This is a genomic window from Ramlibacter tataouinensis, from assembly GCF_027941915.1.
Classification (GTDB): Bacteria; Pseudomonadota; Gammaproteobacteria; order Burkholderiales; family Burkholderiaceae_C; genus Ramlibacter; species Ramlibacter tataouinensis_C.
In genome coordinates this window covers 887,981-899,719 of the sequence record NZ_CP116009.1, presented here as the reverse complement: position 1 = coordinate 899,719, position 11,739 = coordinate 887,981, and the positions used below count along the sequence as shown (strand labels likewise).

General features: G+C 70.7%; 14 protein-coding genes. 6 read left to right on the top strand and 8 right to left on the bottom strand.

The window, feature by feature from the left end:
- The first annotated feature begins 46 nt into the window (after positions 1-46).
- Positions 47-1,090, top strand: coding sequence for a tRNA epoxyqueuosine(34) reductase QueG (queG, locus tag PE066_RS04150; protein ID WP_271236500.1), 1,044 nt, complete (start codon positions 47-49; stop codon positions 1,088-1,090).
- On the opposite strand, the gene PE066_RS04145 is transcribed toward queG, so the two are convergent.
- Positions 1,087-1,992, bottom strand: a complete 906-nt coding sequence (locus tag PE066_RS04145) for an AEC family transporter (RefSeq protein ID WP_271235302.1) — start codon at positions 1,990-1,992, stop codon at positions 1,087-1,089. The genes queG and PE066_RS04145 overlap by 4 nt on opposite strands.
- Before the next feature lie 120 nt (positions 1,993-2,112).
- On the opposite strand from PE066_RS04145, the gene PE066_RS04140 reads away from it, so the two are divergent.
- The gene (locus PE066_RS04140; RefSeq protein WP_271235301.1) at positions 2,113-3,084 is read left to right on the top strand and encodes a tripartite tricarboxylate transporter substrate binding protein BugE; all 972 of its coding nucleotides are present in this window, start codon (positions 2,113-2,115) and stop codon (positions 3,082-3,084) included.
- Positions 3,085-3,139: 55 nt separating this feature from the next.
- On the top strand, positions 3,140-4,021 hold the full coding sequence (gene xerD, locus PE066_RS04135; protein ID WP_271235300.1) for a site-specific tyrosine recombinase XerD: 882 nt from the start codon (positions 3,140-3,142) through the stop codon (positions 4,019-4,021).
- 6 nt (positions 4,022-4,027) lie between these two features.
- Here the strand turns inward: xerD and PE066_RS04130 are convergent, their stop codons facing one another.
- On the bottom strand, positions 4,028-4,618 hold the full coding sequence (locus PE066_RS04130; protein WP_271235299.1) for an NAD(P)H-dependent oxidoreductase: 591 nt from the start codon (positions 4,616-4,618) through the stop codon (positions 4,028-4,030).
- 55 nt (positions 4,619-4,673) lie between these two features.
- Here PE066_RS04130 and PE066_RS04125 point away from each other — a divergent pair, with 55 nt between their 5' ends.
- Positions 4,674-5,906 (top strand): MFS transporter, encoded by a 1,233-nt coding sequence (locus PE066_RS04125; protein ID WP_440480572.1) that lies wholly within the window; start codon positions 4,674-4,676, stop codon positions 5,904-5,906.
- Here the strand turns inward: PE066_RS04125 and PE066_RS04120 are convergent.
- On the bottom strand, positions 5,875-6,333 hold the full coding sequence (locus PE066_RS04120; protein ID WP_271235298.1) for a DUF7673 family protein: 459 nt from the start codon (positions 6,331-6,333) through the stop codon (positions 5,875-5,877). The two genes, PE066_RS04125 and PE066_RS04120, sit on opposite strands and share 32 nt — an antisense overlap.
- A gap of 160 nt (positions 6,334-6,493) precedes the next feature.
- Positions 6,494-7,204 (bottom strand): ferritin-like domain-containing protein, encoded by a 711-nt coding sequence (locus PE066_RS04115; protein ID WP_271236498.1) that lies wholly within the window; start codon positions 7,202-7,204, stop codon positions 6,494-6,496.
- 104 nt (positions 7,205-7,308) lie between these two features.
- Here PE066_RS04115 and PE066_RS04110 point away from each other — a divergent pair, with 104 nt between their 5' ends.
- Together PE066_RS04110 and hslO are read left to right on the top strand one after the other, a co-directional pair.
- Positions 7,309-7,833, top strand: coding sequence for a gamma carbonic anhydrase family protein (locus tag PE066_RS04110; protein WP_271235297.1), 525 nt, complete (start codon positions 7,309-7,311; stop codon positions 7,831-7,833).
- A 34-nt stretch (positions 7,834-7,867) separates the two neighbouring features.
- Positions 7,868-8,845: an Hsp33 family molecular chaperone HslO gene (gene hslO / locus PE066_RS04105; RefSeq protein ID WP_271235296.1), complete on the top strand. Its 978-nt coding sequence runs from the start codon at positions 7,868-7,870 to the stop codon at positions 8,843-8,845.
- A gap of 3 nt (positions 8,846-8,848) precedes the next feature.
- Here hslO and PE066_RS04100 read toward each other — a convergent pair whose 3' ends face one another.
- From PE066_RS04100 to eno, 4 genes are read right to left on the bottom strand one after another with little or no spacing between them, the layout of a single operon-like run.
- Positions 8,849-9,469, bottom strand: a complete 621-nt coding sequence (locus tag PE066_RS04100) for an ATP-binding protein (protein ID WP_271235295.1) — start codon at positions 9,467-9,469, stop codon at positions 8,849-8,851.
- Positions 9,466-10,074: a nicotinamide riboside transporter PnuC gene (pnuC, locus tag PE066_RS04095; RefSeq protein ID WP_271235294.1), complete on the bottom strand. Its 609-nt coding sequence runs from the start codon at positions 10,072-10,074 to the stop codon at positions 9,466-9,468. Before pnuC ends, PE066_RS04100 begins: the two co-directional genes overlap by 4 nt.
- A gap of 49 nt (positions 10,075-10,123) precedes the next feature.
- Positions 10,124-10,405, bottom strand: coding sequence for a septum formation initiator family protein (locus tag PE066_RS04090; RefSeq protein ID WP_271235293.1), 282 nt, complete (start codon positions 10,403-10,405; stop codon positions 10,124-10,126).
- Positions 10,406-10,432: 27 nt separating this feature from the next.
- Positions 10,433-11,716: a phosphopyruvate hydratase gene (gene eno, locus PE066_RS04085; RefSeq protein WP_271235292.1), complete on the bottom strand. Its 1,284-nt coding sequence runs from the start codon at positions 11,714-11,716 to the stop codon at positions 10,433-10,435.
- Positions 11,717-11,739 lie beyond the last annotated feature (23 nt).

The following is an 11,739-nucleotide window of genomic DNA, read 5'->3' as shown; positions in this document are numbered from 1 at the left end:
GACCTTGCAGTGCGCTCAGATCGACGGTCCTTCACTGGTGGCCGCCATCGGTGGGTGGGGCCGCGAGCTCGGATTCTCCCAAATCGGCGTGGCCGGCGTCGACCTTTCCAGCGCCGAACCGGGCCTGTTGCAGTGGCTGGCCAACGGATTCCACGGCGAGATGGCCTACATGCAGGCCCACGGCCTCAAGCGCGCGCGGCCGGCGGAGCTGGTGCCCGGCACGCTGTCGGTGGTCACGGCCCGGATGGACTACCTGCCTGCCGGCACGCCCGAGGGCTGGCAGGCGATCGAATGGGAGCGCCTGCGCTCGCCGCGCGAAGGCGTGGTCTCGGTCTATGCGCGCGGCCGCGACTACCACAAGGTGATGCGCGCGCGGCTGCAGAAGCTCAGTGACCGCATCGCTGGCGCCATCGGCCCGTTCGGCCACCGCGTGTTCACCGATTCGGCGCCGGTGCTGGAGGCCGAACTCGCCGCGCGCAGCGGCCAGGGCTGGCGCGGCAAGCACACGCTGGTGCTCAGCCGCGAAGCCGGCTCGATGTTCTTCCTGGGCGAGATCTACGTCGACCTGGCGCTGCCGGCGAGCGAGCCGGTCAGCGCGCATTGCGGCACCTGCAGCGCCTGCATCGAGGCTTGCCCGACCGGCGCGATCGTCGCTCCGGGCCGGCTGGATGCGCGCCGCTGCATCTCGTACCTGACCATCGAGCACCCCGGGGCGATCCCGCCGGAACTGCGGCCGCTGATGGGCAACCGCATCTACGGCTGCGACGACTGCCAGCTCGCCTGTCCCTGGAACAAGTACGCCGGCCGCAGCCCGCTGCCGGATTTCGACGAGCGCGCCGGCATGAGCGGGGCCACGCTGGCCAGCCTGCTGGCGTGGAGCGAAGGCGAGTTCCTGCGCCGCACCGAAGGCAGCCCGATCCGCCGGATCGGCCACGAGCGCTGGCTGCGCAACGTCGCGGTGGCCGCCGGCAACGCGCTGCGGCAGGCCGACGACGCCGACTTGCGCGACGCGCTGCAAGCCTTGCTCGCGCACCCCAGCGAGCTTGTGCGCGAGCATGCGGGCTGGGCCCTCGGGCAGGGCGCGGCTTAACGCGACAGTCCCAGCACGGCCGTCAGGCTGAGCACCCCCAGCACGGTGGACAGCGTCACCAGCCCTGCGACGTACGAGCCGTTGTAGCCCATGCGCGAGGCCAGCACGTAGCCGCTGGAAGAGGTCGGCAGGGCGGAGAACACCAGCAGCACGGTGGCCTGCAGCGGATCGAGCCGGAACAGCAGGACCAGCCCGAAGGCCACCAGTGGCATCAGCAGGTGGCGGATGCCCAGCACCGCCGCCGACAGCGTGCGCGAGCGCGCCAGGCTGCCCAGTTGCAGGCCCGCGCCGGCGGCCATCAAACCCAGCGCCAGCGAGCTGCTGCCCAGGCGCGCGACGATCGGCTCCAGCAAGGCCGGGATGCGCAGCCCCGCCAGGTTGGCAATCAACCCGCCGACGGTGGCGACGATCAGCGGGTTGCGCACCAGCGCCGCCACGACGCCGGTCTGCGCGTGGCGCGCCATCGGCCACACCGCGCCCACGTTCATGATGGGCACGCACACGCCGATCAGCACCGCGACCAGCTGCAGGCCCGCGTCGCCGCCCAGCCGGCCGGCCATGGCCAGCGCGATGAAGGAGTTGAAGCGGAAGGCCACCTGGGCGGCGGCGGCGTGTTCGCGCCGGTCGACGTGCCGGCGCAAGCCGGGCAGGTGCGGGATGGCGTAGGCCATGGCGATGCCGGCCAGCCCCAGCAGCAGCCCGGCTCCGATCAGGCTGGAGGCCGGCCCGAGCTGCAGCGGCGTGCGCACGATCGAGTGGAACAGCAGGACCGGGAACAGGAAGTAGTAGACGAGCCGCTCGACCGGTTCCCAGACGCCGCGGTCCAGCGGCGTGAAGCGGCACACGAGGTAGCCGAGGGCGATCAGCGAGAAGTCCGGAAACAGCAGGCGAGCGATGTCCACGCCTGAGCATAGCGGGGCCGTTCGGGGTTCTCCCCTATGTGTAATCCACAGGTTTACATGGCGCGCCGCCCTGTAGGATGGCCCCCCGTCAAGAACAACCACCCTCAAGGAGACCTTCGAATGAAACGCCGAGACTGGATTGCCGTTGCCGCCGCCTCGCTGGCGGTGGCCGCCGGCCCCGCCCTGGCCCAGAGCTACCCGACCAAGCCGGTCAAGCTGGTCGTGCCGTTCGCCCCGGGCGGCACCACCGACATCATCGCCCGCGTGATCTCGGAGCCGCTGGGCAAGGCCCTGGGTCAGAACGTGATCGTCGAGAACAAGGCCGGCGGCGGCGGCGTGATCGGCGCCACCCAGACCACGCGCGCCACGCCCGACGGCTACGAGCTCGGCGTCGCCACCGTCTCCACCACCGCGGCCAACCCGGCGATCAACACCAAGATCCCGTACAACCCGACGACCGACTTCACGCCGATCATCAACATCGCGGCCACGCCCAACATCATCGCGGTGCACCCCAGCTTCCCGGCGAAGGACTACCAGGCCTTCGTCGCCGAGCTGAAGAAGAACCCGGGCCGCTACTCGTACGCATCGTCCGGCACCGGCGGCATCGGCCACCTGCAGATGGAGCTGTACAAGAGCCTGTCGGCCACCTTCATCACGCACATCCCCTATCGCGGCGCGGGCCCGGCCCTCAACGACGTGGTGGCCGGCCAGGTGCCGGTGATCTTCGACAACCTGCCCTCGGCGCTGCCCTTCATCAAGGAAGGCCGGCTGGTGCCGATCGTGGTGGCGGCGCCGCAGCGGCTGAAGGACCTGCCCAACGTGCCCACCTTCAAGGAAGTCGGCCTGGAGCCGGTCAACCGCATGGCCTACTACGGCATCCTGGGGCCCAAGGGGCTGCCCAAGGAAGTCGTCGACAAGGTCCACGCCGGCACCGTCAAGGCGCTGCAGGAGCCGGCGGTGCGCAAGCGCATCGAGGACACCGGTTCGCTGATCATCGCCAACACCCCCGAGCAGTTCGCGCAGCAGATCAAGGCCGAGTTCGAGGTGTACAAGAAGGTGGTCGACAGCGCCAAGCTGCGCCTCGACTGATCCGCTTCGAGTGGCTGCACAGGCCGCGCCCCGCAGCAGGCCGCCCTCGGGCGGCTTGTTCGCTTCCGTCGACGACTTCATCGACGCGCTCTGGCTGGAAGAGGGGCTGGCGCGCAACACGCTGGCCGCCTACCGGCGCGACCTGACGCTGTACGCGCAGTGGCTGGGCGGCCGCGGCGGCACGCTGGAGGGCACGACCGAGGCCGACCTGCAGGCCTACTTCGCCGCGCGGCACGACAAGACCAAGGCGACCTCGGCCAACCGGCGGCTGGCCGTGTTCCGGCGCTACTTCCGCTGGGCGCTGCGCCAGCGGCTGGTGGACGCGGATCCGACGCTGAAGCTGGAGTCGGCCAAGCGGCAACTGCGGGTGCCGCGCACCCTGACCGAGGCCCAGGTCGAGGCCCTGCTGGGCGCGCCCGACGTGGACACGCCGCTGGGCCTGCGCGACCGCGCCATGCTGGAGCTGATGTACGCCAGCGGGCTGCGGGTGAGCGAGCTGGTGCCGCTGAAGGTGATCCACCTGGGCATGGCCGAGCACGTGGTGCGCGTGATGGGCAAGGGCAGCAAGGAGCGCCTGGTGCCGTTCGGCCAGGTCGCGCGCGACTGGATCGTGCGCTACCTCGCCGAGGCGCGCGGCGCCATCCTGGCCGGCCGGCAGAGCGAGGACCTGTTCGTCACCGCGCGCGGCCAGGGCATGACGCGCGCCATGTTCTGGGTGCTGGTGCGCAAGCACGCGAAGGCGGCCGGCATCACGGCGCCGCTGTCGCCGCATACGCTGCGCCACGCCTTCGCGACCCACCTGCTGAACCACGGCGCCGACCTGCGCGCCGTGCAGATGCTGCTGGGGCACGCCGACATCTCCACCACCACCATCTACACCCACGTGGCGCGCGAGCGGCTGAAGGTGCTGCACGCCCAGCACCACCCGCGCGGCTAGCGCCGTTCAGGCCGCCTGCTCGCCCAGGCGCCGCAGCTTCTGCATCCACTTCGCGGCGTCGGCGGCCTTCAAGTCGCCCACGCCGCCGATCAGCGTCTCGTGGACCGGCGCGATGCCGACGAAGCCGAGGATGTTGCGCTCCAGCGAGCGGATGCTGTGGGCGCGGAAGTACCAGCGGTAGACCAGCGCCGGCATGCCCATGGTGCAGACCACGCGGGCCGAACGGCCCTTGAGTCCCTTGCGCGTGAAGGCGGGGCCCCGATCGGAGTACTCGAAGGCAAACCCCGGGCGCGCCACCTGTTCCAGGAAGCCCTTCACCAGCGCCGGCATGTCGCCCAGCCAGAGCGGGAAGAACAGCACCAGGTGCTCGGCCCATCGGATGTCCTGCTGCGCCGGCGCCAGCGCCGCCGGCACTTCGCCGTGCTCCCAGGCCTGCTGGCTGCGCAACAGCGGAAAGTCGAAGCGGGCGATGTCCAGCAGGCGCACCTCGTGGCCGGCCTCGCGCGCCCCGGCGGCGTAGCTCTCGGCCAGCGCATGGCACAGGTGCGGCGCCGTCGCGTCCGGGTGGCCCTGCAGGATCAGGATCTTTCGGCTCATGCGGCGATGCTACCCGCGGCGGGCCCGGATGTACGTTCCATTACAGTCGTCCTCCTTGGACTCCCACGCTGCTTCCTCCACGCCCGGCAACGACCGCATCGCCTGGGCCATGCTGATGGCACTGACCTGCGGATTCGCCCTCAGCCAGGCCTACCGCACCGTCGCGGCCATCATCGCGCCGCCCTTGCAGCAGGAGTTCGGCCTCACGCCCGAGCAGCTCGGGCTGTTCGCCGGCGCCTTCCATTTCGCCTTCGGCGCCCTGCAGCTGTTCATGGGCATCGGCATCGACGTCTGGGGTCCTCGGCGCACGGTGCTGGCGGCATCGCCGCTCACGGTGGTCGGTGCGCTGCTCGCGGCCGGCGCCGACGGTTTCGGTCAGTTGCTGCTGGCGCAGGTGGTGATCGGCGTCGGTTGTGCCCCGGCCTTCCTGGTCTGCACCGTGTTCATCGCGCGCCGCTTTGCGGGCGAGCGCTTTGCCGCCGTGTCCGGCGCCGTGCTGGGGATCGGCTCGGTCGGCTTGCTGCTGACCGGCACGCCGCTGGCCTGGCTGGTCGAGGCCACGTCCTGGCGCGCCGGCTACCTGGCGCTGGCGGCCGGCTCGCTGGCCGCCTGGCTGGCGATCTGGTGGCTGGTCGACGAGCCGCCCATCCCCGCGGGCACGCCGGCGCCAGCGGGCGTGCTGGCGGCGCTGCGTGGCTATGGCGAGCTGTTTGCGCTGCGCCACACCTGGGGCATCCTGGTGCTGGCGACCTTCACCTATGCGTCGTTCCTGGCGCTGCGCGGCCTCTGGCTCGGGCCGATGCTGGTGGAGCGGCACGGCTTCACGCTGGTGCAGGCCGGCCACGTGGCGCTGGCCGTGTCCGTCATGGGCATGCTGGGGCCGCCGCTGTTCGGCCGGCTCGACCCCGGCGAGGCGCTGCGCCGTCGCTGGCTGGTCGGCTACACCCTGCTGGTGGCGGCCATGTATGCGGCGATGGCCTTCAACCGGCAGGCCGCGGTCGACGTGGTGGTGAGCATCGTCATGAGCCTGGTGGCGGGCTACATCGTGCTGCAGTACGCCGACGTGCGATCGGCCTACCCGGCGCGGATGATCGGGCGCGCGATGGCGGTCTTCACGATGGCGCTGTTCCTGGGCGTGGCGCTGGTGCAGTGGCTCACCGGGCTGGTGGCGGCGGCCGCGCCGGCCTGGCAGGTCGAGACCTACCAGGCGGTGCTCGGCGCCATCGCGCTGATGCTGGCGCTGGCCGCGGCCGGCTTCAGGGTGCTGCCGGGGCCGGCGCGAGCCTAGGCAGCCAGCGGCCGACCACGTGGGCCACGCGTCGCGGCCCGCCTTCGACGTGTTCGACCAGGTTGAGCCGGGCGAACCGCCAGGCGTCCAGCACCGCCAGCATGTCGTCGCCGGTGGCGATGTCCAGCCCGCGCAGCGTGGCGATCGGCAGCGGCTGGTTGCTCCAGACGGCGGAGATGAAGACCGCCACGTCGCGCGCGTGCGGCGAGACCTGCTCTTCGGCCACCCGCAGCAGGCGAGCGAACGCCAGCAGGCCGGCTTCGGTGGCCTGGTGCGATCGGTACTCGTCGGCCATCAGGCGCGCCCGCTCCAGCAGCGTGCCTTCGTGATCGACCCGCATGCAGTCGCCGCGGCCCACCACCTGCTGGATGCGGTTGATGCGCTCCAGGTTGGCGCGGTGCCTGCGCTCACGATCGGACTTGCCCATCGCCGGCCCCCTTTCTTGCAAGGACTCACGGATGAGGCCTTGTACTGCGGAACGGCGCGGCCGTGAATCGGGACTGGCACGCCCGGCCGGCGCCCGCCTGCGGCTGGGGCAGCGGCGCAACGTCCCCGTGGCCATCGCCGGTGATGCAGCGGGCGAGACGCTAGCGAAGGGCCGCGAGTTCGGCTTCGTCGAAGCCGGCCGAGCGCCGCGCCTCGAGGTTGAAGGGCCCGCGCAGGCGAGGTGCCCCGTAGCGCGCCGCGAGTTCCGCATAGGCCGGCACCGGATCCAGGCCGCGCCCGGTGCACAGCGTGCGGTACCAGTGGTTGCCCACGGCGACATGGCCGATCTCGTCGCGCAGGATGATGTCCAGGATGGCGGCGCCGCGCCGGTCGCCGGCCTGCATCAGCTTGGCCCGGATGGGCGGCGAGGCATCCAGGCCACGCGCCTCCAGGGTGCGCGGCACCAGCGCCAGCCGTGCCAGCAGGTCGTGCTTCGTCTTCTCGGCCATCTCCCACAGCCCGTTGTGCGCCGGGAAGTCGCCGTAGTCGTGGCCGAGCGATTGCAGGTGCTCGCGCAGCATCTGGAAGTGCAGCGCTTCCTCCTGCGCGATGGCGATCCACTGGCGGTAGAACAGCGGCGGCATGCCGGCGAAGCGCCAGACGATGTCGGCGGCCAGGTCGATGGCGTTGAGCTCGATGTGGGCCAGCGCATGGACCAGCGCGGCGCGGCCTTCGGGCGTGTGCACCGAGCGCTGCTTCAGCTCGCTGGGCGCCACCAGCCGGGGTCGCGCGGGTCGGCCGGGGAGGCCGGGCGGCTCGGCGAGCGCTTCGTCCTCGCCGAGATCGCCATCGACGCGCAGCGCGCGCGCCATCTCCGCCTTGTCTTGCGGCCGCGGCTGCAACAGCACAGCCAGGGCCTCTTGTCGCGCCGTACGCATCCCTACAATTCTAGGTTTTCAGGACTTCAAACCCTTCCATGGCCCTTTATGAACTCGATGGCGCCGCGCCGCGGCTGGGCGAAGGCGCCTGGGTCGCCGACAGCGCACAGGTGATCGGCACCGTCGAACTCGGCACCGACGCCAGCGTCTGGTTCAACACCGTGATCCGCGGCGACACGGAAACCATCCGCATCGGCAACCGCACCAACATCCAGGACGCCTGCGTGCTGCATGCCGACGAAGGCGTGCCGCTGAGCATCGGCGACGACGTCACGGTGGGGCACCAGGTCATGCTGCACGGCTGCACGGTCGGCGACAACACGCTGATCGGCATCCAGGCGGTGGTGCTCAACGGCGCGAAGATCGGCCGCAACTGCATCGTGGGCGCCGGCAGCGTCGTGACCGAAGGCAAGGAGTTCCCGGACAACTCGCTGATCATCGGGGCGCCCGCCAAGGTGGTGCGCACGCTGGACGAGGCCGCCGCGGCCAAGCTGGCGCTGAATGCGCAGGGTTACGTGGCCAACAGCCGGCGCTTCGCCAGGGGCTTGAAGAAGATCGGCTGACCGCCATCTGCCGCGGTTTGGGTCTTCTTTTTGCATGTCGGAACTCCACAAATTCATCTTCGAGGGCCTGCCCGTACGCGGTGCGCTGGTGCGCCTGACCGACGCCTGGACCGAGATCCTGGCGCGCCGCCAGGCCAACAGCACCACCGGGGCCTGGCCGCCGCCGGTGGCCGAGCTGCTGGGCGAGATGGCGGCGGCCGGCGTGCTGATGCAGTCCAACATCAAGTTCAATGGCGCGCTGGTGCTGCAGGTGTTCGGCGACGGGCCGGTCAAGGTGGCGGTGGCCGAGGTGCAGCATGACCTGGGCCTGCGCGTCACGGCCAAGGTGCTGGGCGAGGTGCAGGTGGCCGATCGCCTGCCCGACCTGGTGAACGTGCACAACAAGGGCCGCTGCGCCATCACGCTGGACCCGCGCGACAAGCTGCCGGGCCAGCAGCCCTACCAGGGCGTGGTGCCGCTGCACGGCGACCGCGGCGAGAAGATCGAGCGGCTCAGCGACGTGCTGCAGCACTACATGCTGAAATCGGAGCAGCTCGACACCACCCTGGTGCTGGCGGCCGACGCCAAGGTGGCCGCCGGCCTGCTGATCCAGCGGCTGCCGCTGGAAGGCGAGGGCAACCTGGCCGGATCCCTGGTGAGCACGGCGGACGAGGACGAGATCGGGCTGAACGAGCACTACAACCGCATCGCGGTGCTGGCCGCCAGCCTCAAGCGCGACGAGCTGCTGGAGCTCGATGCGGACACGGTCCTGCGCCGGCTGTTCTGGGAGGAGCGGATGATGCGTTTCCCGGCGCAGGTGCCGCACTTCGCCTGCACCTGCAGCCGCGACCGGGTGGCCAACATGATCCGCAGCCTGGGCCGGCAGGAGGCTGACAGCATCGTCGAGGAGCAGGGCGGCATCGAGGTCGGCTGCGATTTCTGCGGGCAGCAGTACCGCTTCGATGCGGTGGACGCCGCGCAGCTGTTCGCGAGTCCCGGCGACCAGCCGCCGGTGACCTCGGTGGTGCAGTGAGGGTCAGCCCCCCAGCTTGAACAGCCGGTGCTCGCAGTCGGGGTCGCTGCAGGTGTCGCAGACCCATTTCCAGCGAACCGGCGCGCTGTTCGCCGGCGGCTGGCCCAGCGCGGCCAGCACCGGCGCCAGCGCATTGCGCGTGCGCTCCTCCCCGCTGCCGTAGACCACTCGGTACGGCACGCCGGCCTTGTGCAGGCCCTCGCGCACCAGCGCATCGACCGGCTCGCGCACGTGCGGGCCGTCACGCTGCAGGCCGTCGGCCACCCAGGGCAGGTCCAGGCCGGTGACCAGCGTGAGGCCGTAGCCGCGCTGGCGCTCCAGCGCGAAGCGGTACAGGGTGCCGTCGTCGAACAGCATGGCGCTGTAGACCGCCACCATCAGCGCCGTGGTGTCGGCGATCACGATGTCCGCCGCCATTGCCGCGGCGTCGACGCGCTGCTCCTGCTCCCGGGCGATCGGCAACTGCTCCTCGGGGCGCGGCGTGCGGCCTTCGCGCACGCACCATTCGCGCAGCACCTCGGGCACGACGGCGACGCGGTGCCCACGGGCGCGCAGGGCAGCGGCCATGCGCAACGACAGGTCCGTCTTGCCGGTGCTCTCGGCGCCCAGCAACGCGATCTTCATGCCGCCACCCGCGCCCGCCAGGCCCGCCAGCCGACGATGCTCAGCAGGATGAAGACCACGTACAGGCCCGCGGTCAGCCACAGCGACTTGTAGGCGAACAGCGCCACGCTGACCGCGTTGACCACGATCCAGGCCAGCCAGTTCTCCAGCAGCTTGCGACCCAGCAGCACCTGGCCGACCAGGCTGAGCGAGGTCGGGAAGGCGTCCCACCAGGGCACGTCGGTGTCGGTCCAGGACCTCAGCACCCAGCCGAGGGCCGGCCAGGCGATCGCCAGGGCGAGCAGCGAGACGGCCCAGCCGGCGGGGCTGAGCCGGTGCACCCGCAGCGGCGCGCCGTCGCGCCCCTTGCCGCGCAGCCACTGCAGCCAGCCCCACAGCCCGACCACGGCGAACACGATCTGCAGCCAGGCCTCGCCGTACAGGCGGTGGCGCCAGAACAGCAGGAAGTACAGCAGCGAGGCGCCGATGGCCAGCGGCCACCCCCAGTGGATCTCGCGGATGTTGAAGCCCACCATGGCGAGCGACAGCACCACCGCCACCAGCTCGAGCCAGGTCACCGGCGAGCCGCCCAGGTCGAACGCGGACAGGAACAGGAATTCGGGCATCAGCTCGCCCGCCGCGCCGTGCGGCGGCCACTCTCCAGGCCGCGCAGCCCTACTTGGGTGCCACGACGTTGACGAAGATTTCGTTGGGCCGGACCATGCCCAGTTCGGCGCGCGCCTTCTCCTCGACCATCTGCAGGCCTTCCTGCAGGTCGCGCACCTCGGCCGCCAGCCGCTCGTTGGCCTGCTGGGCCTGGGCGTTGGCGGCCTTCTGCTGCTGCAGCCTGCGCTGCATCTCGCCGACGCTGCCCACGCTGCCCCGCCCGAACCACAGTTGCGCGTGCACGATGGCCAGCAGCGCAAGCAGCAGGGCGGGGACGAGGCGGGAGGACATGGCCGTGGTCCGCTGGCGCGCGGGGCGCTACCGGAGGTTGTAGAAGGCCGCGCGGCCGGGGTACTGCGCGATGTCGCCCAGGTCTTCCTCGATGCGCAGCAGCTGGTTGTACTTGGCCATGCGGTCCGAGCGCGACAGCGAGCCGGTCTTGATCTGGCCGGCATTCGTGCCAACCGCGATGTCGGCGATGGTGCTGTCCTCGGTCTCGCCCGAGCGGTGGCTGATCACGGCCGTGTAGTTGGCGCGCTTGGCCATCTCGATGGCGGCGAAGGTCTCGGTCAGGGTGCCGATCTGGTTGATCTTGATGAGGATGGAGTTGGCGATCTTCTTGTCGATGCCTTCCTTCAGGATCTTGGTGTTGGTGACGAACAGGTCGTCGCCCACCAGCTGCACGCGCGAGCCCAGCTTGTCGGTCAGCTGGCGCCAGCCGTCCCAGTCGCCCTCGGCCATGCCGTCCTCGATGCTGATGATCGGGAACTTGTCGCACCAGCCGGCCAGGATGTCGCCCCAGGCGCCGGCTTCCAGCACCTGGCCCTCGGCGCCCAGGTGGTACTTGCCGTCGCGGTAGAACTCGCTGGAGGCGCAATCCAGGCCCAGCGCGATCTGCTCGCCCGGCCGGTAGCCGGCGGCCTCGATCGCCTGCAGGATCATGCCGATGGCCGCCTCGTGGTTCTCGACGTTGGGCGCGAAGCCGCCTTCGTCGCCCACCGCGACGCTCATGCCCTTGTCGTGGATGATCTTCTTCAAGGCATGGAACACCTCGGCGCCGTAGCGCAGCGCCTCGCGGAAGCTGGGCGCCCCGACCGGGATGATCATCAGCTCCTGCAGGTCGAGGTTGTTGTTGGCGTGGGCGCCGCCGTTGACCACGTTCATCATCGGCACCGGCAGCTGGCAGCCGTTCATGCCGCCGAAGTAGCGGTACAGGGGCAGGCCCGACTCCTCCGCGGCGGCGCGCGCCACGGCCATGGACACGGCCAGCATGGCGTTGGCGCCCAGCTTGCTCTTGTTCTCGGTGCCGTCCAGGTCGCTCAGGGTCTTGTCCAGGAAGCCCTGCTCGGAGGCGTCCAGGCCCAGCACGGCCTCGGAGATCTCGGTGTTGACGTGCTCCACCGCGCGCAGCACGCCCTTGCCCAGGTAGCGGTCCTTGTCGCCGTCGCGCAGCTCGATCGCCTCGCGCGAGCCGGTGGACGCGCCCGAGGGCACGGCCGCGCGGCCCATGGTGCCGGATTCCAGCAGCACGTCGCATTCCACGGTGGGGTTGCCGCGCGAGTCCAGGATCTCGCGGCCGACGATGTCAACGATTGCACTCATTTCTGCTTCTCTCGGGTTTTCGG